A 21989-nucleotide genomic window follows, 5' to 3' on the forward strand; every position below is an offset into this window, starting at 1 on the left:
CCTTGGTTGCCCAAGGGTGTCTTCTTCTATGTCGATGCCCGATGGCGTTGATGTTGTAGCCGGTTCTTCTTCTAATTTCTGTATTCGCCTCGGTGCATGAGGTTGCTCTTTTACTATCTGCGGACATCCTGCCATGGGAAATCCATATCCATGACGCGCTGAAACGGCATCAGATGAGGTATCGCTGCCGCTTCCCAACTGCAGTATTTGACCTAGGAAGTGCCCTAATGACTATCAACGTAATTTTGGAATCCCGTCGGTTCTCCAGCGACCTTGACGCACTGGCCATCTACAGGCGGCTGCGCACCCGATATCGGGAGGATCAGCTCTTCATCCTGGAGTCCCTGAGCGGCCCTGATCCGGATCGGAACCGCTCGGCAATCGGATTCGAACCGATGCTGGCCGTGAGTGTGACGGACCACGTCATGACCATCGACCCTTTGGGCGATGCTCGGCTGACAGGCCTGTTGGAGACTTTCGGACGGATTGAGCATGGGGTGGTTCATCTTCCGGTCCCCGGCATCCAGGAAGTCTTTGCAGCGCTGAGGAGGTTGGAATCCTCCTTCGCCATCAGCGGCGACCACGAAGGCCCCTTCGGGATGGGCTGGTTCGGCTACTTCGGGTATGACACCATCTTCATGATCGAGGATCTGGAGGAGCGCATACCAAGGGATGCGGCCTTGCCTGTCATCTCGTTGACGCTGTACCGAGGAATCATCACCTTGGATCTGAAAACCGGTGGTTGCAGTGCCACCCTGATCCATGCCGATAAGGATTCTGCTGGATATGACAGTCCCGAGGGTAAGGAAAATCTGCGAGAGCGCGGATCTTCTGCACAGTCTGGTGCACAGGTTCCGAATGCGCCAATCAAGGGCGGCGAGACCGGGCATGAATCCGCGCCGTTAGAAGATGTGCTGGGGCTGCTTCAATTCGACGCATCGCCGGGGCAATCTCCAAACACTGATGCGGTCCAGACCGGCATACAGGGTGGCATCGGGCCGGACTATCCATACGAGGCCCATGACACGATCGATCGGGATCGTTTCTATCAGTGGTTTGCCGAGGGCAAGGAGCACATAGCCCTGGGCGATGTCTATCAGCTCCAGCTCGGGCATGAGATCCAGGTGGATTCCCGCATTCCGCCCTTCCAGGTCTACCAGCGGCTGCGTCTGCAGGACCCGTCCCCCTATATGTACTACTTCGTAACCCCTCAGGGCGTGCATGTCATCGGAGCAAGTCCCGAGCTCTTCATCGGGCTGACCCCTGCTGGTGACATAACCCTGCGGCCCATCGCCGGAACGGTCGGTAACCCCGGAGAAGAAGAGGCTCGACAGGCGGCCATCAGGCAGCTGACCAGCGACCCCAAAGAGCGGGCCGAGCACCTGATGCTTGTGGACCTGGGCCGCAACGACGTAGCCAGGTGCTGCACGCCTGAATCCTTGAAGGTGGACCGGCTGATGACTACCGAGGTCTACTCCCACGTCATTCACATGGTCTCGGATGTGGTCGGCCGGATCCGGCCTGGTCTGGACAAGTACGACGTCTTCTCGGCCGCTTTCCCTGCCGGCACCATGACGGGTACCCCCAAGGTGCGCGCCGTGGAGATCATTGAGGAGACCGAGGTCAGCCCGCGCGGGGTGTATGCCGGAGCTGTGGGCTTCCTCGGATTCGACGGTCTGGTCCTGACCGCACTGTGCATACGCACAGCCTCCTACCATTCCGGCAGCTATCACCTGCGCGCCTCGGCGGGGATCGTCGAGGACTCCCAGCCTGAGAGCGAGTGGCAGGAGACCATGAAGAAGATGAGTTCGGCCTACCTGGCCATCACCGGAAAGGAGCTGGCCCATGAAAGTCTTGCTGGTTGATGCCTTCGACAGTTTCGTCTACGTGGTCAAGAACTACGTGGACCTGTTGGTCGCCGATACGACCATTGTCCGGGTGAACCACCTTGCAGAAGTAAATCCGCTTACCTTCGATGCGGTCATTCTGGGCCCCGGGCCGGGGCGCCCGGAGGACTGCGGTTACCTGGAGCTTCTTGACCAGGTGGCAGGACGGAAGCCGGTCTTCGGCATCTGTTTGGGCATGCAGGCCATCGCGGTACACGCCGGAGCACGGGTAGTCAGGGCATCCAGTCGTCAGCACGGCAAGGTGAGCGGGATAAGCAACGACGGGAAGGGCTGCTTCAAGTGCTTGCCTGATACCTTCGATGTGACCAGGTACCATTCCCTGGTTGCCGACGAGGCCTCGGTCAGCCAGATCGCCGATCTGGAGATCAGCGCGCGCTCGCTTCTGGATGGCTATGTGATGGGCCTTAGGCGGGGCCGGTTGCTTATGGAGGGCGTTCAGTTCCACCCTGAGAGCATCGGCAGCCAGTATGGTCACCAGGTGATCGGCAATTTCTTCCGGGAGTACTGCGGTTCATCTGACGGGAACTGACTCATCAGAACCGGACGGGGTTCTATCCAATCTGCCGCACAGCAAGCAAGGCTGTGGTTCCTATCCATCAATCCTGCAAGATGCCGTGGCGGATTCGATTCGGCAGCCCATGACCTGTTACTCACGCAGTCAGAAGGGCTTCTGTGATCGCTCTTTGGCTTCCAGGTCAGGAAAAGACGAGGGTGGTCGCCCGCTCACGGGGACGGGCGGTCAGGACATCTCGCTGCGGCCCTGGCGCCAATACCCCATGAATGAGACGCTGCGCCGATCCATCCCCTGGTCTCTGACCAGCATGCGCCTTAGTTCGCGGACGGTGGCTGCCTCTCCGGCGATCCAGGCGTACAGGTCGTCGGCATGAATGGAGGCATCGGCTTGGGCGGCATTGGCAGTCTCCCAGAGCAGCTCTTTGTCGATATCGACCTCTGTGAATTCCTTGGAAGGTTCAGCGGTTGCGGCCGTAGGCGGATGGATTGGCAGGTCGTCCAGTAGGTTGCGCATGGCTTCAGTGAGGGCGTGCCCATGCCCGGATTCGTCGCAGGTCGTCCAAATTATGCGGATTCCTTCATGCTCGGGCAGCGGAAGACGGTCCTCTTCGGTCGGGACTTCGATCAATGCCACCCCCTCTCCCCGCCAGTGGTCGCGGATCAGGCTGTCCATTATGGCGCCGATGGCTGGTACCGCAGTCTCATCGCCCACCAGGAGAAGATGTCTGGATTGGCCTGGGTGAAAGTCCATCCCCGCGACGGGTCCTCCGGCCTGTGCATTGGGGCCGATGATGATGGCCTGATCGCCTGGTCTTGCTGCCTCTGCAAAGGCTCCAGCCGGTCCGGCATGGTCGTGGATGACGAAGTCCACATCTATTTGCTCGCTCTCGGGCCTGACCTTGCGAACCGTATAGGTGCGCAGCGGGTTGCGGCTCTCTGCGGGCATGGTCCTCCACTGTTGGTACCAGGCAAGCGGATCTTCAGGGGTCGCCTCGAAGAATGAAGGGGGCGGCACGGATCCGTCGGGGAGCGGCAAGAGGATTTTGATTCGCTCATCGTACCCAGCGTCTGCAAAAATCTTCAGATCCGGTCCCTGGAAGACGATCCGCTTGAAGTGGGGCGAGAGCGTTTCCGCTCTGGCTACGGAGACGCGGAAGGGAATCAAAGGGACAGGATGGTTGTTGGCTTGGTGTTCCATGGCTGGCTATCTTTCGGTTGAGGTTTATGGGTTGATCGGAACGTCAAGTTGCCTGAGGATGGGGCTCCACTCAGGTTGTCATGGTTCATGAATCGGTGGTTTTGAGGCTTTCTGGTCGGAGACGTTGGTGTTAGCGATGCGGAGAACAGGACGAGGGGTTTACATCGAGGGCTTTACATCATTGGATTGGTTGCTGTCGCCCTGTCGGGTCATCCCAGTGTACGTGTACATTGCCAGCCCCGCCAGAGTGGGCTTCAAGACTATGGCTGGGTGCCGGGGTCATCAATGGGGTGCCGGTGGACCCATCAGAGACCACGGTCGATGCGATGTCGAATACTTCCGTGACCAGGCTCTCGGTCATGACCTCGTCGGGAGCGCCCAAAGCGACCCTCTTGCCATCCTTGATGGCCAGGATCCAATCCGAATATCTGGCGGCCATGTTCAGGTCGTGGAGAACCATGACCACCGTGACGCCCTCCTGCCTGTTCAGGGTGCTCAGCAGGTCGAGTACCTCAAGCTGGTAGGCGATATCGAGATACGTGGTTGGTTCGTCAAGAAGGAGTATGTCGGTCTGCTGGGCGAGGGTCAAGGCAATCCAGGCGCGCTGGCGTTGTCCTCCGGACAGGCGGTCGATTGGGCACCCCGCCATATCGGTCAGTCCGGTCAGGGCGAGGGCCCGTTCCACCGCCTTTTCGTCCTTGGTCGTCCACCGCTCGATGAAGTGGTGGTGGGGGTATCGACCGCGAGCGACCAGGTCGGCGATGGTGATGCCTGCGGGTGCTGACGGGTTCTGCGGCAGTAACCCCAGAATCATTGCAACCTTGCGGGTGGGCATGCTGGTGATGGGCTCTCCGTCCAGCGTGACGGTCCCCGAGGCTGGTTTCAGTATCCTGGCCATGGCCTTGAGGAAGGTTGATTTTCCGCATCCGTTGGGTCCGATGATGGACCCCATCGTGTGTGGGGGTATATCCAGACTCAGGTCCTCGATGACCGTACGCCCGCCATAGGTGAGGCGAAGGTGCGAGGCGGTCAGCTTATGCGCGTTGCTCCAAGCGTCGTATGCCGGAGATGATGCCAAGATGGTCAGAGCTCCTGTCTGCGGGTCATAAGGACCATGATCAGGATGAGGACGGGTCCGCCCACAATGCTGGTGATGATGCCGACCGGCATCTGGGTTGTGGGCAGATGTTGGGCGACGATGTCCGACTCCAGAACCAGGCAACCTCCCACCAGGCCCGACTGGATAAGGGCCGATGCTCCCCGACCAACCAGGACTGCGGCGATGGGGCCGGAGAGGAACGAAACAAAGGAGATGGGACCGGTGGTCGCCGTTGCGACAGCCAGGAGCAGCACACCCACGATAATCACCTCGAACTGGACAGGGCTTACCCTGACTCCCAGTCCGGCGGCCATCTCCGGTCCCAGCTGCAGTGTGCTGACATTCCTGTCGAGTGCCAGCAGGAGCATGGCGCCGACCAGGGTTGTTGTTGCCAGTACGGGTAGATCGGACCACTGGGCATCGGCCAGGCTGCCCGTCAGCCACCGGGTTGCTGCCTGGATGTCCCATTGGTTGCTGCGAACCATCAGCCAGGAACCCAGAGCATTGAACCCTGCGGCCACTCCGATTCCGATCAGTATCAGCCGGGTCGGGTCGAACGAACCGCGCCAGGCCAGGGCCATGACCAGGAGGGCTGTCAGGAGACCGCCCATGACCGCCAGGCAGGCCAAGGGCATGCCCGACAGGCCCAATACGACAATGCCGAAGATGGCGGCCGTGTTGGCTCCTGTCGTGATGCCGATGATATCCGGGCTGGCCATCATGTTGCGCAGGAGGTGTTGGAAACCAATTCCGGCCATGCCGAATGCGATGCCGGCGGCGCAGCCGATCAGTGCCCTGGGCATGCGGAGTTGGAGAATCACGAACCTGGTCCCTTCGTCTCCCTGCCCCAGAAGTGCTCCAATCAGGTCGCTCATGGAGTATGTGCGGTGTCCCAGAACCAGGTCGGACAGCGCGAGAGCAACCAGGAGTATCACAAGCAGGATGGTGACTGCCAGTGAACGAACGGTGTGGGTCCGTCGTATCCGTTGCAGGTCGGTCATCGCATCGGGTCTGTGCGCATCATGAAGGAGGCAAGCATCCATGCCTATACCTCCGCGGTTCTTCTGCGCCCGGCCAGAATCACGAATACGGGAGCCCCAATCAGTGCCGTGACGATGCCGACCTCCACATCGGATGGACGGGTGATTATCCTGCCCACCACGTCGGCGCCAACCACCAGAAGGGGGCCGATGAGGATGCTCAGGGCCATGATCCGCCTGTAGTCGGGTCCTATGAGCAGTCGTGCCACATGGGGGACCACCAATCCGACGAAGCCAATCGGACCCGCCAGTGCCGTACAGGAGGCGCAGAGGAGTATTGCCGCAAGCCAGGCCAGGCTGCGGACACGTCCGACGTGCATACCCAGTCCTTCGGCCATCTGATCACCCAGGGTCAAGGCGTTGATCCCGGGCGTCAGGCAGAAGGCGAGTATCAGTCCAAGAGCGAGAAGAGGCAGGACCGGCATCATGAGGTCGAACCGGGCGCCGGAGATTCCGCCCACCTGCCAGAAACGATAAGAGCTGATGACATTGACGCGCGGCAGAAGGATGGCGGAGGTAAGAGACCCCAGTACCGAACTGATCACGACACCGGCCAGGGTCAGCCGTAGCGGAGATGGACCGGATGGCCCCAGGGAGCCTATGGCCCAGACGACCAGTGCGGTCGTCGCACTGCCCAGCAGTCCCACCCAGACATACTGGGCCGGGGTCGATAAGGAGAAGAAGGCTATGGAGCAGACGATCGCCAGGGCCGCCCCCGTATTGAAACCCAGAATCGACGGGTCCGCCAGTGGATTGCGTGATATGCCCTGCATCAGGGTCCCGGCCACCCCCAGCCCCGCGCCGACCAGGAGGCCGAGGACGGTGCGGGGGATTCTCAGGCGGATGGCCGAGACCGCGATGTCATCCGAGGAGGCGGACAGGGCGTGGAGGATGTCGGAAGGGCTGACGGAACGGGATCCGAAAACCAGGGACAGGGCGCAGACCATGACCAGGCAGACCGCCAGAATCAGCCCGGGCAAGACCATGGGTCCGTTTCCGTTGCGATGCATGGTTGCTCGCCGACCGCATATATGCGCCACCTCTCCCTCTTTCATCCCCTCACCTGCGGCCTGATCAGACCTTGGCGGCAGCCTCGCCCAGAAGTTGGGCGTATGTGTCGGTCGTCTTCTGGATGGACAGGGCCGAGGGGTCAAGGGCATTGGCCATCTCGCTGTCATTGTCGATAACCACGACGGATCCGCGCTCAACTGCGGGAATCTTGGAGAGGAGAGGGTCCTTGCGCATCGCTTCAAGCAGGTCCGGGGTGCCGTAGGTAACGATGATGTCGACATCCTTGTACCTGTCGGCATGCTCGGAGGAGATCTCCTTGTAGAAGTTCTTAGTGCCCTTGGAGTCCTCCTTGATGGACTCCGGAGTCTCCATACCGAGGTCGTTCAGGAACTGAGGCCGGGCGTCGGAGGTGGTGTAGACGCTGAACTTAGAGAGCTTGGAGGCATCGAAATACATAACTGCCGCGGTCTTGCCCTTGATGGCCGGTTGGGTCTCTCCGGCCTTTGAGATGCGCTCCTCCAGGTCGGATATCAGCTGCTTGCCCTTTTCGGGTTCTCCGATGGCCTTGGCTGTGGACGTGATGACCTTGCGCCAGGGGTCGCCCCAGGCAACCTCTTGATAGGCGATTGTCGGCGCAATCTTGCTCAAGGTGTCATACTGCTTCTTGGTCATGCCGGAGAGCAGGCCGATGATCAGATCGGGCTTGGACGCGGCGATGGCCTCGACATCGATGCCGTCCGATTCGTCATGCAGCTTGGGCATATCCGCCTTGGCCACATGCATCTCATCCAGGGCATCCTTGGTCCAGGGCAGATACCCTCCATCCACGGTCTTGCCGAAGGAGTTTTTCTGGATGCTGACCGGCACGACCCCCAAGGCGATGAGGTTGTCGGGAGTGGCCCATCCGACGGTGGCGATGCGCTTGGGCTTGGAAGGGATCGAGGTGGTGCCGTAAACATGATCGATCTTGACGGGGAAGGAGCCCTGCCCTTCCGAGGCCTTTGACTGGCTGGACTGGTCTGTCTGCGAGCCCGATCCGCAGGCGCCCAGGAAGAAGAGGGCGCTTGCCAGCACCAGGATTACTGCGATAGCGCGCTTGAATCGAGCGAGGGAAAGGAGTGGTCGAATGTGCATGTGGTTCCTTTGATCGTGCTGTCGAATTGGCATGGTGCACCAGAGCCAGGTACCAGATGTAGCATCGGCCCGGCGGGAAGAAAAGAGTTGATTTCCCTGGTTGCGTGTGTTAAATGGCACACTGCGAAAACGATGAGAAAGCGAGGGTTGGGTCCAATCGGCCTCTCATGGCCTTCGGTGGAACCATCTAGCAAAGCCCTTGCTCTACGGATCCTGTCGGATATCAAGGTTCGGCAGACGCAGAATTTTGACTGTTCTAGGTCTCTCAGGACTTCGTCTTTCACGATGCCTTCCTTGGCAGCAGAAGGGCTCTGCTCGTTTCTTTATCTTTCCTTATTTTCGGTCTTTAGTCTGGCTCCTGCCACACGGAAATGAATAGGAGCTGACCATGCGTTACATATTGCGGACCGAGGGGCTGACCAAGGTCTTCGGCCACGGACAGCGGGCCGTCGATCAGGTGTCCCTGCATGTCCCCGAGGGCGGAGTCTACGGGCTCTTGGGGCCAAATGGGGCTGGTAAATCCACTACCTTGAAGATGGTCACAGGCATGCTGCACCCCACTGGCGGATCCATGATTCTTGACGGACATCCCTGGTCGCGCCGGGACCTCTACGACATTGGCGCCCTGATCGAGCAGCCGCCCATCTACCCCAATCTGACGGCCCGTCAGAACCTCAAGGTGCGCACAACCCTGTTTGGCCTGCCTGATGAGCGGATCGACCAGGCGCTCTCCATTGCCGGACTGAGCGACACAGGCTCCAAGAAAGCTGGGCAGTTCTCACTAGGCATGAAGCAGCGCCTGGGGATAGCCAACGCCATTCTGACCAAACCTCGTCTGCTGATCCTGGACGAGCCCACCAACGGGCTGGATCCGCTGGGCATCGAGGAGCTGAGGGGAATGATCCGCAGCTTCCCGCAGCAGGGGATGAGCGTGATCGTCTCAAGCCATATCCTCTCCGAGGTGTCGATCCTGGCGGATCATATCGGCATCATCGCGGACGGTCGCCTGGCCTACGAGAATGAGCTGCACGCCGGGGAGGACCTGGAGGGGCTGTTCATGGACGTGCTCAGGAGGTCACGATGAGCAACATGAATGCCAACCAATTCGTCCAGCAGGATACGGCTGAAAGAGTCAGAACCAGGGGCAACGGCATCCCCTTTGGCAGGATCCTGGCAGCGGAGATCATGAAGGGCCGGTCGGCCGCGCCCAGGCGGATGGCCTTGGCTTTCCCTCTGGTGCTCATTGTCATCGTGGCTTGCTTCGCGTTCGGGCTGCATGTCTGGATGCCCTCCTGGGTCAACTACTGGTATGTCCTGCTCCTCCCAGCCATGACTGCTCTGATAAGCGTTGCCGTGGCCAACATCGACGGGAAGCAGCGGTGGAGGACCACTCTGGCTCTGCCTGCCGCGCCTGTTCTGGTCTGGTGGGCCAAGATCGTCTACTGCCTGCTTCTGATCGGCATCGCCACCCTGCTGGCTCTGGGTCTTTCGGCGCTCATGGTCGCCGTCTCCGGGGTCGGGGGACCGTCTGTAGTCGACTTCGTAGTCAGCGCCCTGATGCTGGTCTTGGCCTGTTCCTGGATGATACCGGCGGGATTGGCGCTGACCGCCCGGTTCGGCGTTCTGATTGGGTTCGGCCTGCCTTACATGGCGGACCTGCTGGTCTCGATCACCTTCTGGGGAAACCAACGGCTATGGCCCTTCCTGCCGCCCGCCGCCATGATCAACCTGCCGGTGCCCTTCATGAAGGTCATGCCTGATGGCGTGCCCTTGGAGACCGAAGACAACAGCCCGATCAAGGCTGCCTTGTCTGTCTTCGGTGGGCAGAGCCTGACGGCCTTGGTGGCCTGTCTGGTCTGGTTCCTGCTCCTGTCCGTCCTGACGGGAATCTGGTTCTCGCGGAAGGAGACCAACTGACATGACTAGGATGACAGTCGGCCGGGTTGTGGCCTCGGAAATCGTACGGTTGCACGGATCGGTGCTTATCGCTATCCATGTCATCTGTGGCCTGGCGGCCGGGCTCGCCTGCGGCGCTTACTTCGCCGCAGCCCCCTATGATCCTGGTCTGGAGACTGATGCCTTCTTTCAGGTCTTGGGTGCCCTCATGCCCCTGATGGTCGCCATTGTCGTTGCCATGAACATCGAAACCGAGCGGGAGGCCGGCGACATGGCCAACCTTCTGGGGGTTCCCAGCCGCCGACTGGGTCTGGCAGCCAAGATCCTGGTGCTTTGGCTTCTGGGCCTGCTGGCTCTGGCCCTGGCGGCTCTGGCTTTTTGCCTGCCCATGGCTATGGTCGGCGGACTGGATGCGCCAATCTCGGCCCTAGCGCTCGCCACCCTGGGCATGGCCGGTGGTTCCCTCTGCCTCTACCTTTTCTCCATGGCCCTGGCCCTGCGCTTCGGTAGAAACACGACTATCGCTATTGGGGTCCTCGGCACCGGAATATCCATCAGTTCCCTTGGCGGCCTCTTCAATGGTCTGTACAGCCATACCCTGTCAGGTGTTGGCAGCACCCCCGGAATCACCCGGTGGATACCATTCACTTGGCCTACCAGGTTCGGCTCCCTAGGAATCGAGCAGGTACTGGCCTTGACCATGCCGGGAGGTGAGGGTCTGCGTGCTTCAATCGGCGTGACGGCTCTGGATAATCTGATTCCCTGTCTGGTCTTCACCCTGACCCTGGGCTTGGCCCTCCTGCTCTGGATCGGCAGGTTCGAGGATCGTCGCAAGGTCAGCGATTAGACTGGGTCGCAGGGCATCCGGTCCGCAAGAAATCAGGCTTGCAAGAATCCCGGCCCACAAGGCGTTCATTCTCAAAAGTGGCTGGGCCGAGTCGGCAAGCGCAGAAAAGGAGCCAATCGTGGCTGACGTGCACGCCGAAGGTTCCCCAGGGGACGATAGGCATAGGGCATCCATCCTGGTGGTGGACGACGATCCCAGGATCACCACCCTGCTGATGGCCGCTCTGTCCAAGGACGGCTATGCCGTGACTGCGGTCAACGATTCCCGGGAGGTCGTGAGGATGGACCTGTCCTCGGTCGACCTGATCCTCTGCGATGTCATGATGCCTCACTTGGACGGCTTCGCTCTGTTGACCTCCATCAGGGAACGGGTGTCCTGCCCGATTATCTTCCTGACGGCCAAGACCGACGAGGACAGCGCGGTCCTGGCCTATGGCCTGGGGGCTGACGATTACATACGCAAGCCTTTCGGCATTGCCGAGCTCCGAGCCAAGGTCAGGGCGAGGCTGTCCCAGGGCAGTCGGCGTGGGCGTCCGCTCCTGCGTTTCGGCTCCTTGGACATGGATCTTCAGGCGCGGCAGATCAGGGTGGACGGGCGCAACGCCAATCTGACGGATGCGGAATACCGCATATGCGCACTGCTGGCCGAACATCCAGGGCGGGCCTACGCGCCCATGCAGATATGGGAGGCCTGCTTGGCCGCTGAGGATGACCCGGCCGCTGAGGATACGGACAGCGATGCCACGGCTGCGGTCAGAGTCCATCTGAGCAATGCCCGGCGCAAGCTCAAGGCCCTGGGGGTGGACCCCATCAGGACCATCTGGTCGGTGGGTTACCAATGGGCGGCCTGACCGACGGCGTGCCCGAAGCGCCGGGGGAGCAGAACCCCGACGGCAAGGGCCGGCCAAGCCGCAAGGGAATGCCCATCGTTCTGCTGATCATCAGATACTTTCTCTACGTGCTGCTGATTCTGGCTCTGCTGTTCGCCGGTATGTATATGGTCTGGATAAACCTGGGGACCAGGGGTGACTTCTTCTGGGCCAACTATGGCGAACAGCATCTGGAGGAGGTGGGGCACTCCATCGGCCGTTCGACTGCTATTGACGAATCCATGATTCCCGCTGCTTACTGGTACCGAACCTATGACCATCAGGTGCATCCCACGGGGGGAGATATGAAGGGCGGCATGGCCAGCGAAGCCGACCAGCTGGCGGCCGACCACTGGGAGCACAGGGCATCCATGCCATCGGAAGAGCGGGAGAAGAAGACGGGACGGCCTCTCGCCACTCGTGCAAGGCCGAATGCGACCTACCTCGTCTATGCCACAGCCGATGGGCGGCCATGCGTCCTGGCCTATCGGATCCAGCCGCAGTGGGTATCGAGGCAGGCCCGGGACCGCTATCCCAATCCCCAGAATCTTCTGCTGGTGTCTTGCGGGGCGGTCCTGCTGATCACCCTCCTGCTGATCGGGTTGCGGGCGGCCCATGTCATATCGTCCAAGCTCAAGGTTTTCAACCAGGTGGCTGACGACATAGGGCGGCAGGATCTTGACGCATCCCTGCCCCGCAGCAACGTGCTGGAGATCAACCGGGTGCTGGGGTCCTTCGATAGGATGCGCGCCACGTTGAAGGAATCCCTGGAGAAGACCTGGATGGCCCAGGAGTCCCAGCGTCGGCAGGTGGCGGCCCTGGCACACGACCTGAAGACGCCGCTGACCATCATGCGAGGCAATGCAGACCTGCTGGGGGAGACCGGGCTCAGCCGGGAGCAGCAGTCCTACCTGGACTCCATCGAGGATGCCATCCGTGAGATGGCTGACTATGCGCAAGCCATCAGCCAGGGTTCCGTGGGCACGGCTTCAGGGCGATCCGGGGTCATGGCGGTTGCTTTGAAAGATGCGGTCAACAACCAGGCCCAAGGCTACCTGAATGCCCGGAGTCTGCGGCTTGAGCGGGATGACCGTCTAGGTTCCGACACCGGTCAGGTTTCCGGTGACGCGGCTGACCTTACCCGAGCGATCATGAACATCATCGCCAACGCGGCCGACTACTCGCCGGACCATGGCTTGGTGACGCTGACCTGGAGGCTGGAGGGTGGTCAGGAGGGCGGGCGAGCCTTAGTGGTGACGGTGCGTGACCGGGGTCCAGGTTTCAGCAGCCGGGCTCTGGCCCATGCCACGGAATGGCTCTATCAGGCTGACAGCAGTCGGCACGGCTCCAGCGGTCACCATGGCATCGGCCTGGCTGCAGCGCGGTCGACTGTGGAAAGTGCAGGAGGCCGCCTAATCCTCGCCAATGCAGCCAGTGGCGATGGCGCAGCAGTCACTGTATTTTTGCCAGTGCAGTGAATTCAGCGGAGCTGATACCGGTCACAGCAAACTCGGTGTCCAGTTAAGAATTGCACAGTGGTAAAGATTAGCAAATAGTGTTAATCGTGGGCCAATAATTATGAAAACATCAATTGTTTAGCAATCGCTTTAGTAATTGATTACTAAAGTTCACCATTCTTTGGCAGATCTGTATGTTACAGATAACAGAAAGTATCAATCTGTAGGGATCTGCATGTAAAAATCAGATGACGCTGAACAGAGCGATCTGTCGCTGGAGTAGGCGATAATAGCACAGGGAAAAAGAAATGAATCCCGAGGTCAAACATATTCTATAGCGAAAGCCTGATCGACGGCAAAACGGTGGTTTCGGCTTGCATCAACGGCAGACACATAGGCGAAGAGGCCTGTCTACTGCAAGACAGCAGGCATCAGCGCAGGCAGTCATACCCGATCGGAGATGCCGATGCCCGTATGACGCCTACGCAGCTGTATGAAATTGAAACTATTTGAGATGACCGGAGGAGCCTCGAGATCGTCGTCAGGGCCTGGCATGAAAATACCGTAATACGGTTCAAAACGCACGGCCGACATGGAATATAGGTGCCGTATCCTCTTCTTTCTTTTTGTATCATCCTATCTGGTATGAGAAGCTCAGAGCGTACGTCATGTATCAGCCCACGCCCACTCGTTTAGGCTATTAACCAGCGGTCTGATGCCCGGTCCGGCTCCTTAAGCCCGTAGGCGATCAACATCGTCGTGATCATATAGTCATCAAAAAACAGATAGCTGATTGACTGTGCGGAACAGCGAGGGTCATGTCTTGACAATGAGCAATTCCAAGATTTATTCCCGCGTGCCCTGTGTAAGGTTCACGTGCTGTACTCCCAGCTAAACTTTACTGCTAGATATCCCGTGGTCAGTCTAGTAATGACTGCATATCATGCTGGAAACCAAGCAGCCAATAAATGTCATTAAAGATATCTTTAGAGGGCAAGACGATAGTTTGAATCGTCTGTTCCTTTGTTGAGGTGAGAACCTTGCTGCCGGTGGATCGTATTTTCCGCGCATATTTATATATAGCCAAATTATTCACATTGGTATCAAGTTTATTAACAGCAATACATATAGGAGAGTAGGATTGGCAGACAATATTTTCCAAAGGAAACCATTGATAGTTCTATTGGCCAAAACCATGATTCTATTTGACGAAGCGATTGATTGTATTCTCTGTGCCGCCATGACTATTGTCTGCTCCGGGGAATTGGCATGAATGACTTGTGCGACGAGCTCCTCGTTTTTAGCGTCTAAATGGTACGTTGTTTCGTCAAGCAGCATGATCGGCCGCCTTATGGACAACAGCCTTGCCAGGGCCAAGCGATAGCGTTCACCGCTACTCAGCAATACACCGCGTTGCCTACTGGGGTATCCAATCCATCGAAGGTGTCTCTCACTTTGGCGTGAGGTTCACCTTATTTAAGGCATTCCAGCAGCCTTCATCGGATACGCCGTTCTTGTTCATCGCCAAATTCGTTCTGGAAGAACCGGAATATATGGGGGCATCTTGTTCTACATAGCCGATCAGAGAACGTACATAAGAGGAGCTGAGAGTTGAAATATCAATGCCATTAAAGAGAACATGGCCATGATTTGGCTTATAGAATACCTTTATAAGGGCCAGCATGGTTGATTTGCCCGCTTCGGATGGTCCGACTATCGCGTAGACGACGCCGCCTTTCATATGCACACCCGCTTCATTCAGTTGGAGCCCGCCACGATTGTTCCGTGCGTCATCATACGGAATATCAGCATGGTCAAGATCGATGTCAATCTGATCGGAGTTGGTGACCTTCCTTTGGACCCTACTGGATACTGCTCATGCTGATGTCGCATCTTCGGTCGGCATTCTCATTATCGCTTGAATGCTGGAGTTCGCGCCCAACGCTCTGAACAGTCTGCTATATGTCGAAGAAAGTGTCGCCATAGGCGTGGGCATCATTTCTAGGTACATAGAAAAGTTACCAGTTGCTGAACAGTCATCACTCCTTTGGCCACTTGGAAAGCGCCGATTCCCGATACAACCATCAGGCACAACTGCATTAAGGCCATTCCTGATGGCCATATCAGTGACTGCTTCTTTGAAATTAGACGACCGGATGTGCACGCTTGCCTGGCTTCTCGCCGATTTTATTGGTCTCACGCTCCGTGGCGTCGAAAACCCTGATCCTTTTCAAACTCATCAAAGCATCAGTGGCTGCAGACGTCATATCTCCTATGGCCGTTTGAGCCCCTCTGGAGCAGTCTCGTAATTTTCCGGATAAGACTACCAGTAAACCGACAGTAACAAGACAGGTCGAAAGAGAGATAACGAACATGACGGGACTGATTATGACCATTCCCACACACGCGCCTATGAACACCAGTAAAGTGCCAAACACTTCTGGCAATTATCGGTCAGCAATCGCTTCAGTTCATTTGTATCAGATGAAATAATAGAAATTACGTTGCCTGTATGCGACTGGTCCAGATCTTTGAACGGCAAATGCAGAATATGCATTACTAGAGACCGTCTCATATCGTTCAACAGCAGGTAAGCGTCAAAAGAAGTGATTGCTGCGCCGGACAGAAACACTCCTGCCAACGCTATTAGAGGGGCACTGCGGATCGCATGTTATGCTGCACGCGTCCAAGAATGACATTGACAAGCTGTGGCTGAGCCAGATTTAAGAGGGCGCTCGCTATACTTAGCAGACTAACCGTGAATAAAACACCCTTATGGATTTCAAAAGGCGGGGCACGTCTATCAAAGATGCGGTTTTCTCATTACTATTCCGCTTGTGTGGCGACATTTTCGTCCTTTGTTGGGGGTGGTTACTCACCGACTGCACGTGATATGACCCTCACAGAATCCTCGGAACGCGCGCACAGCGCCTGCACGCCTGTGACGAGGGCGCCTACGACAATAGCGAGGAGTGCGATGACCGCCCAATATCCCCATTGAACGCTTATCTTTGCGCTTCCCAGATATCGTTGCAGCATGAAGGCGGTGCCGCAGGTGCTGAGCAGTGTGATGACGAAGGCGAGCAGCACCGAGGTGACCATCGAAATGAGACCATCGAGGGCTCCCAAAATGCGCAACTGTCCGGTACTGGCACCGGATACGTATGTCAGCGCCAGATCCAGGCGTCGCCCTCGTGCGGTGATCATCAGTCCGGAGATTGCGCCCACCAAAGCGATGATGAGCGCAGGGCCGAGCATGGCCATCAGGTTCGTCAGCATGTGTGGGTTCACGTTCATGGAATGGCCGTTACTGGCGAAATTCTTGAGGCTGTCGGTCAGCGTATGCAACACACCAGAGAAAGTCATGAGCAACGACAAGCCGGCCGTCATGGGAATGATGGTCGCGTTCTGTCGTTGGATCCTCCCAACGGCCTGCTGCCTAGCGAGTTTCCAGGTGCTGAATGGCAGGGGGAGAAGATGCGTCCATCCTTTGGTGAACCAGTGCATGACATAGGGAGCCAGAACAGCCAATGCGAAGATCAGGAGGAACATGCCTCCCATGGAGAACCCAATGAATCCTGTCACTCTGGACTCTATGGGATTCCTGCCGGAAATGTGCGTGGCGAGCTCGCCAGAGTCTATCTTGCGTGTAGCTGTCCCCGGGATGATGAGCGCGCATATCGCTCCCACGAGCAACGATGCGCCTAGCAGAACACGGAATGCGTTCACTTGTCTCGGCGGGTTTTGTGACTGCCGAAGCGCCTCTATCGGCCTGATCTTGGATAGTGTGCGCACGGTCAGCACTGTGCCTGCAAGGACGGCGACTCCGGCAATGGCCAACCCAGTGCCGATGGATGCCAGCAGCTGGGTTGCTTGATACGTCAGTTTCAGCTCGAATGCTCTGGCCAGGAGGTCGAACAGATATGGTGCTGCCAGCGGCGTCAGGAGGGATGACGCTACTGCTGCCAAGATGAATAGGACGATGATGATAGCCAGATTCCCGAAGAGCAGCTGCCAAGGCGTGGCGCCTTGAAGGACCAGCAATGCTAGTTGGTGCCGACGCTGGTTCAGAGCGGCGGTCACGACCCACAGCATTACGAACACGGCTATGACCACGCTGAACAGCATTGCTGGGCCGGAAAGGTTGGCGCCTAGCCCGGCATCCGGTCCGTGGTAAGCGGCATCAATAGCCCTGCGCGCGGCGACAATAGTGCACACAGCGGTCTGGGAAACGATTAGTGACAGCCATACGCCTGCCCATACGGCCGGGGCTGCTTTCAGATCAGAGAGTGCGCCCCTCATATACCGGCCCCGCTCTCCGCATCGGCGTTCAGCACGTGGCCATCACGGACCTCAACGATCTGGTCGCACTGTCCGGCTACCTCTCCACTGTGGGTCACTATTACTACGGTCCTGCCCGCATCCATAGCCAGACTTTTGAACACCTGCATGACCTTGGCGCCAGATTCCTGATCCAAGGCTCCAGTCGGCTCGTCGGCGAAAATGATATCTGCATCGGAGAGTAGCACTCGTGCAAGCGCGACACGTTGCTGCTCTCCGCCTGAGAGCATCGTCACGCTCCTTTTTTTCTCGTTTGCCAATCCGAAGTACCGCAACATCTCATCCGCTTTTTGCTTGGGGAGTCGACGGCCGCGCAGGGTGAATGGCAGCGCGAGGTTCTCCTCCACCGTCATGCTCGTGATCAGGTTGTAGGACTGAAACACGAATCCCAGATGCCGACGCCGAAACCGAGTGAGCGCGGACGCTCGCATATGCGTGATGTCATGCCCTAGAAGGGAGATGCTTCCGGATGTCGCACGTTCCAATCCCGAAAGGCAGTACAGCAAGGTGGACTTTCCGCTGCCTGAGGGGCCGACAATCCCCGTGATTCTTCCGGGCTCAGCATGGAAGTCGACATGGTCGAGGATGGTGATCGAATCATCCTTCCTCGGAGTCACCGTCATCGTCAATCCATTTGAACTCACTGAAGCACCACTCATCACCGTTCTCCCATCATCGCCGTTCTCGCGACTTATAAATCTTCATCAGAATAATGCTATGGATGCCATACAAGGATGGCACCCATAGACTTACATGACTGTTGTCCTTGCCATCATCAAGGCAAAAATGACAGCCCATGCCATTTTGGTGAATACGTCATCGCAGTGGCATATTTTTGTGGATTAGCTGCAGGTCCATCAACTCCAGATATTATCATGCCCACCGCCGTGGCATGCAAATATGCTGACGCCGCTATGATGAGCGGCTTCATCATTCATGGCGATATTACTATTCTGCAGATCGATAATGTTGTGCATTTTGTCCGTCTCTCTCCTCTCTTTCTCGTGTTTAGTGCTATTTCCAATGGTGTCTCCACTGAAAGGATCGTTAGGGCAGACGGCTGGCAAGAACTACCATGGTTGGCCTATAAGACTATTTACTGCTCAGATAACGCCAGCTGAGCCTGTCGAATAATCACAAGAGGGTCTTAAATAGGATTCTCAGGGCAGATAAGGGTTTTTATGCCAGATGAGCCCAAATTGATTAAAGCTTTTCTAATGAAGATCTAGTATTTTTGGGGGGGGGATTCGGCAACTAGGGCGCTGCCAAGTTAAGTGCAGCAAAGATACCGTCTCTGTCATGAGACAGGCCTGAGAATGCATACTGAAGCAAAGGCCTTGACGACTTCGGCCGTGTTTATGTATATTATTGGTTCAACTTGGCAAGCATCCACGCAGCGTTTTGGTCTGGCCGCCTCTGATTTCTTCCAACGGGCCTCTGAAGCGTTGACTACTCCGTGGCATAAGCAGGAGAGTGGCATGACTGGGTTGACCAGCGATCCCAAGCATGAGCAATCGACAGATACCGGCGTGATCCCGACTGCAGGGCAGGGCCATGAGCAGAGGCGCAGAGTGAATGGCCCCGTCCTCAAGGACCCTTCTATAGTAGGTGTCGATCAGGTTGCCCTTGCCCTGAATGTGGACCCCGACCGGGGCCTGGATGAGGCCGAGGCGGCGCGTCGGCTGGACAGGTTCGGTCCTAATGAGCTGGCTGGAGCGCCTCCCGTTCCTGCATGGAGGAAATTCCTTCAACAGTTCAAGGACCCCTTGGTCTATCTGCTTCTGGCAGCCACGGCCATTTCGTTGGTGGCCTGGGTGGTGGAACGCTCACATCCGGCATCAGGAGGCGGGGAGCCCCTGCCCTTTGATGCCATCGTCATCATGATCATCCTCATCCTTAATGCCGCCCTGGGGTACGCTCAGGAGGCTAAGGCCGAGCGGGCTGTGGATGCTCTGGCGAGCATGACGGCCCCGCACGCCTCGGTGCTGCGAGGCGGCCGGGTGGTCAGCCTGGAGACCAGCAGGATCGTGCCTGGTGATGTAGTAGTCCTGGCTGAAGGCGATTCGGTCGGCGCCGACGGAAGACTGTTCCAGGCCGCGGGTCTGCGCGTGGCCGAGGCATCGCTGACCGGCGAGTCGCTGCCGGTGGGCAAGCGGCCCGGTCGGCTTGACCAGCCCAAGGCTCTGGGTGACAGAACCAACATGGTCTTCAACGGCACCGCAGTGACCCAGGGGAACGGGCGCATGATCGTCACCTCTACTGGTATGGACACCCAGGTCGGGAAGATCGCCGACATGCTGGCTGATACCCAGGAGGAACCCACGCCCCTACAGAAGGAGATGGCCCGCGTCTCCAAGCTCCTCGGACTGGCCGTCTGCTTGATTGCCGCCCTGGTTTTGGCTGCTTTGGCCCTGATGGAAGGCTTTCAGACAACCCAGGATCTGATTGATTCCCTGCTCATGGCCGTATCCCTGGCCGTAGCTGCTGTGCCGGAGGGGCTGACGGCCATCCTGACTGTGGTTCTCGCCCTGGGCGTGCAGCGCATGGCCAAGCATCATGCCATCGTCAAGAAGCTCAGCTCGGTGGAGACCCTGGGATCGGCATCAGTCATCTGCTCCGACAAGACAGGGACTCTTACACGCAATGAAATGACCGTTGAACGGGTGGTCGTCCCCTCGGGGCAGGTCAGGCTCACTGGCACCGGGTACGCTCCGGAGGGAACCATGCAGCCGGTCGAGGCCAGTGGGTCAGATGATCAACAACTGACAGATACCATTGGTTCATCTCTGGCTGAGGCAGTGGAAGAGACCCTGATGGTCGGGGCCATCGCCAACGACGGAGACCTGCATTGGCAGCCGGTCGAGGCCGAACCTGATTCCCAGACCCAGTCTGGATCCGGGCAGGGTCACTGGCAGAGCGTCGGCGATCCCACGGAGGTCTCTCTGATTGTCGCCGCTCGCAAAGTCGGCGCTGATGCCAAGGCTGACGGCTACCGTCGTCTGGCTGAGATTCCTTTCACGTCCGAGCGCAAGCTCATGTCGGTCCTGGCCGCTCCGCGTGACGGCAGCGAAGGGCAATCGCGCCTCTTCTGCAAGGGTGCTCCCGATGTGCTGCTCGGCCGGTGCGACCGGATTCTCGAAGACAGCCAGGTCAGGCCTATGACTAGCGCTGACCGGGAGAGGATACTCGCCCAAGTCAGCCATCTGTCCGGCGATGCCTACAGGACTCTGGGACAGGCTTTCCGGCCTGTATCCGGTCAGGAACTGTCGTCCCTGACCGAAGATGACGAGGGGGAGAGGCCGTCAAGCACGATTGGGACAGGCCAGACGGACCGTTTGTCTAAGGAGACTCAGCGTGCTTCCGCAGTTCTCCTGTCTGCGGACAAGGTATTCCAGGAGAGCGCCCATTTGGAAAGCGATTTGATCTGGGCGGGCATGGTCGGCATCATCGATCCGCCTCGGACTGAGGTACGCCAGGCTGTGGCTCAGGCTCACAGTGCCGGCATCAGAACGATCATGATCACTGGCGACCATCCATTCACTGCGGCCAGGATCGCGGGTGACCTGGGCATCACCGAGCCCGGCGGCCCCGCCTGCACCGGCGAGCAGCTGGATGCCATGGACGCGGACCAGCTTCGGGAGACCACCTCCAAGGTCTCCGTCTACGCTCGCGTGGCCCCCGAGCACAAGCTGAAGATCGTCGAATCGCTTCAGGACCAGGGCAAGGTCGTGGCCATGACCGGCGACGGCGTCAACGACGCCCCCGCTGTAAAGGCTGCGGACATCGGCGTGGCCATGGGCATCACCGGGACCGAGGTCACCAAGGAGTCGGCCAAGATGATTCTGGCGGACGACAATTTCGCCACCATCGTCCAGGCTGTACGAGAGGGCCGGGGCATATTCGACAACATCCGCAAGTTCCTGCGCTACCTGCTCAGCTCCAACATGGGCGAGGTTTTCACGGTCTTCGGGGGCGTGGTCTTTGCGGGTCTTCTGGGCATATCGCAGCCCGGCGTGGCGGGCGTGACCGTGCCGCTCCTGGCCACTCAGCTGCTCTGGATCAACCTTCTGACCGATGCGGCTCCCGCCCTGGCCATGGGAGTGGACCCGCAGAGCGACGATCTGATGGGCCGTCCGCCCCGGTCCATCGACGACCGGGTGATTGACCGGAACATGTGGGTCGACATCGTCTATATCGGCCTGGTCATGGCCCTGGTGACCCTGATTGGCATGGACATGCATTTGAGTGGCGGTCTCTTCACTGACAGGTCGGTCCAGGCGATCGGCCATGAGGCGCAGATGCGTGAGGCGCGGACCATGGGCTTCACGATCCTGGTCTTCGCCCAGCTGTTCAACGCGCTGGCCTCCCGCTCCTCCCGCAAGTCGGCCTTCCAGGGGCTCTTCGGCAACCCCTGGCTCTGGGGCGCCATCGGCGTCTCCATCCTGCTGCAGCTCCTGGTGATCTACGTGCCCTTCCTGGGCGAGGCCTTCGGCACCGTCCCCCTCCAGCCCCAGGCCTGGCTGGAGTGCATCGCCCTGGCCTCCCTGGTCTTAGTGGCCTCGGAGCTGCGCAAACTGTTCAACTGGGCGGTCAGACGGCTGCGGGCATAACCTGGCTTCTTCCTGATGCGGTGATTGGTCTGGACATTACCGCATCGGGATTGCCTCCTATGGCCTCA

The 21989-nt window shown here is 58.5% G+C and carries 18 protein-coding genes; 9 read left to right on the top strand and 9 right to left on the bottom strand.

Features of this window, described 5'->3' with window-relative positions:
- Positions 1–227 precede the first annotated feature (227 nt).
- Positions 228–1865 (top strand): anthranilate synthase component I family protein, encoded by a 1638-nt coding sequence (locus ACGG9J_RS05180; protein WP_390134243.1) that lies wholly within the window; start codon positions 228–230, stop codon positions 1863–1865.
- A complete protein-coding gene (locus ACGG9J_RS05185; protein WP_390134246.1) occupies positions 1846–2436 on the top strand; it encodes an anthranilate synthase component II in 591 nt (196 codons plus the stop codon). Before ACGG9J_RS05180 ends, ACGG9J_RS05185 begins: the two co-directional genes overlap by 20 nt.
- 210 nt (positions 2437–2646) lie before the next feature.
- Here the strand turns inward: ACGG9J_RS05185 and ACGG9J_RS05190 are convergent, their stop codons facing one another.
- The 5 genes from ACGG9J_RS05190 to ACGG9J_RS05210 all read right to left on the bottom strand — a co-directional run bounded on the left by ACGG9J_RS05190 (position 2647) and on the right by ACGG9J_RS05210 (position 7902).
- Positions 2647–3618, bottom strand: a complete 972-nt coding sequence (locus ACGG9J_RS05190; protein ID WP_390134248.1) for a siderophore-interacting protein — start codon at positions 3616–3618, stop codon at positions 2647–2649.
- Between the two features lie 178 nt (positions 3619–3796).
- Positions 3797–4696 carry an ABC transporter ATP-binding protein gene (locus tag ACGG9J_RS05195; protein WP_390134250.1) on the bottom strand — a complete coding sequence of 300 codons (900 nt, stop codon included), beginning with the start codon at positions 4694–4696 and terminating at the stop codon, positions 3797–3799.
- Between the two features lie 5 nt (positions 4697–4701).
- Positions 4702–5718, bottom strand: coding sequence for a FecCD family ABC transporter permease (locus ACGG9J_RS05200; RefSeq protein WP_390134252.1), 1017 nt, complete (start codon positions 5716–5718; stop codon positions 4702–4704).
- Positions 5719–5762: 44 nt separating this feature from the next.
- On the bottom strand, positions 5763–6812 hold the full coding sequence (locus ACGG9J_RS05205) for a FecCD family ABC transporter permease (protein WP_390134253.1): 1050 nt from the start codon (positions 6810–6812) through the stop codon (positions 5763–5765).
- Positions 6813–6831: 19 nt separating this feature from the next.
- A complete protein-coding gene (locus tag ACGG9J_RS05210) occupies positions 6832–7902 on the bottom strand; it encodes an iron-siderophore ABC transporter substrate-binding protein (RefSeq protein ID WP_390134255.1) in 1071 nt (356 codons plus the stop codon).
- Positions 7903–8290: 388 nt separating this feature from the next.
- On the opposite strand from ACGG9J_RS05210, the gene ACGG9J_RS05215 reads away from it, so the two are divergent.
- The 5 genes from ACGG9J_RS05215 to ACGG9J_RS05235 all read left to right on the top strand — a co-directional run bounded on the left by ACGG9J_RS05215 (position 8291) and on the right by ACGG9J_RS05235 (position 12991).
- Entirely contained in the window at positions 8291–8986 is a 696-nt protein-coding gene (locus ACGG9J_RS05215; RefSeq protein WP_267443953.1) for a lantibiotic protection ABC transporter ATP-binding protein, read from the top strand.
- On the top strand, positions 8983–9819 hold the full coding sequence (locus tag ACGG9J_RS05220) for a lantibiotic immunity ABC transporter MutE/EpiE family permease subunit (protein WP_121914933.1): 837 nt from the start codon (positions 8983–8985) through the stop codon (positions 9817–9819). Before ACGG9J_RS05215 ends, ACGG9J_RS05220 begins: the two co-directional genes overlap by 4 nt.
- Position 9820: 1 nt before the next feature.
- On the top strand, positions 9821–10645 hold the full coding sequence (locus ACGG9J_RS05225; RefSeq protein WP_121914934.1) for an ABC transporter permease: 825 nt from the start codon (positions 9821–9823) through the stop codon (positions 10643–10645).
- 118 nt (positions 10646–10763) lie between these two features.
- On the top strand, positions 10764–11495 hold the full coding sequence (locus ACGG9J_RS05230; protein WP_121914935.1) for a response regulator transcription factor: 732 nt from the start codon (positions 10764–10766) through the stop codon (positions 11493–11495).
- Positions 11483–12991 (top strand): HAMP domain-containing sensor histidine kinase, encoded by a 1509-nt coding sequence (locus ACGG9J_RS05235; protein WP_024627014.1) that lies wholly within the window; start codon positions 11483–11485, stop codon positions 12989–12991. The genes ACGG9J_RS05230 and ACGG9J_RS05235 overlap by 13 nt, the downstream gene beginning before the upstream one ends.
- Positions 12992–14420: 1429 nt before the next feature.
- On the opposite strand, the gene ACGG9J_RS05240 is transcribed toward ACGG9J_RS05235, so the two are convergent.
- The 4 genes from ACGG9J_RS05240 to ACGG9J_RS05255 form a co-directional block, all read right to left on the bottom strand.
- Positions 14421–14717 carry an ATP-binding cassette domain-containing protein gene (locus tag ACGG9J_RS05240; RefSeq protein ID WP_198217313.1) on the bottom strand — a complete coding sequence of 99 codons (297 nt, stop codon included), beginning with the start codon at positions 14715–14717 and terminating at the stop codon, positions 14421–14423.
- 397 nt (positions 14718–15114) lie between these two features.
- Entirely contained in the window at positions 15115–15408 is a 294-nt protein-coding gene (locus ACGG9J_RS05245; RefSeq protein WP_024627011.1) for an ABC transporter transmembrane domain-containing protein, read from the bottom strand.
- Between the two features lie 433 nt (positions 15409–15841).
- Entirely contained in the window at positions 15842–17272 is a 1431-nt protein-coding gene (locus ACGG9J_RS05250) for an ABC transporter permease (RefSeq protein ID WP_024627010.1), read from the bottom strand.
- Positions 17269–17970, bottom strand: a complete 702-nt coding sequence (locus ACGG9J_RS05255; protein WP_024627009.1) for an ABC transporter ATP-binding protein — start codon at positions 17968–17970, stop codon at positions 17269–17271. Before ACGG9J_RS05255 ends, ACGG9J_RS05250 begins: the two co-directional genes overlap by 4 nt.
- A 75-nt stretch (positions 17971–18045) precedes the next feature.
- Between ACGG9J_RS05255 and ACGG9J_RS05260 the strand changes: the two genes are divergently transcribed.
- On the top strand, positions 18046–18432 hold the full coding sequence (locus tag ACGG9J_RS05260) for a hypothetical protein (RefSeq protein WP_155804679.1): 387 nt from the start codon (positions 18046–18048) through the stop codon (positions 18430–18432).
- A 450-nt stretch (positions 18433–18882) separates the two neighbouring features.
- A complete protein-coding gene (locus ACGG9J_RS05265) occupies positions 18883–21921 on the top strand; it encodes a cation-translocating P-type ATPase (RefSeq protein ID WP_408069111.1) in 3039 nt (1012 codons plus the stop codon).
- Positions 21922–21989 lie beyond the last annotated feature (68 nt).

Origin of the sequence: Bifidobacterium apicola (genome assembly GCF_042846865.1) — a bacterium.
In the GTDB taxonomy this organism is placed as follows: Bacteria; Actinomycetota; Actinomycetes; order Actinomycetales; family Bifidobacteriaceae; genus Bombiscardovia; species Bombiscardovia apicola.

Coding starts and splice junctions, on each gene's coding strand:
- ACGG9J_RS05180 (WP_390134243.1), top strand. CDS start 228: ATGACTATCAACGTAATTTTGGAATCCCGTCGGTTCTCCAGCGACCTT.
- ACGG9J_RS05250 (WP_024627010.1), bottom strand. CDS start 17,272: ATGAGGGGCGCACTCTCTGATCTGAAAGCAGCCCCGGCCGTATGGGCA.
- ACGG9J_RS05215 (WP_267443953.1), top strand. CDS start 8,291: ATGCGTTACATATTGCGGACCGAGGGGCTGACCAAGGTCTTCGGCCAC.
- ACGG9J_RS05225 (WP_121914934.1), top strand. CDS start 9,821: ATGACTAGGATGACAGTCGGCCGGGTTGTGGCCTCGGAAATCGTACGG.
- ACGG9J_RS05210 (WP_390134255.1), bottom strand. CDS start 7,902: ATGCACATTCGACCACTCCTTTCCCTCGCTCGATTCAAGCGCGCTATC.
- ACGG9J_RS05200 (WP_390134252.1), bottom strand. CDS start 5,718: ATGACCGACCTGCAACGGATACGACGGACCCACACCGTTCGTTCACTG.
- ACGG9J_RS05205 (WP_390134253.1), bottom strand. CDS start 6,812: ATGAAAGAGGGAGAGGTGGCGCATATATGCGGTCGGCGAGCAACCATG.
- ACGG9J_RS05255 (WP_024627009.1), bottom strand. CDS start 17,970: ATGAGTGGTGCTTCAGTGAGTTCAAATGGATTGACGATGACGGTGACT.
- ACGG9J_RS05260 (WP_155804679.1), top strand. CDS start 18,046: ATGGCACCCATAGACTTACATGACTGTTGTCCTTGCCATCATCAAGGC.
- ACGG9J_RS05185 (WP_390134246.1), top strand. CDS start 1,846: ATGAAAGTCTTGCTGGTTGATGCCTTCGACAGTTTCGTCTACGTGGTC.
- ACGG9J_RS05220 (WP_121914933.1), top strand. CDS start 8,983: ATGAGCAACATGAATGCCAACCAATTCGTCCAGCAGGATACGGCTGAA.
- ACGG9J_RS05235 (WP_024627014.1), top strand. CDS start 11,483: ATGGGCGGCCTGACCGACGGCGTGCCCGAAGCGCCGGGGGAGCAGAAC.
- ACGG9J_RS05190 (WP_390134248.1), bottom strand. CDS start 3,618: ATGGAACACCAAGCCAACAACCATCCTGTCCCTTTGATTCCCTTCCGC.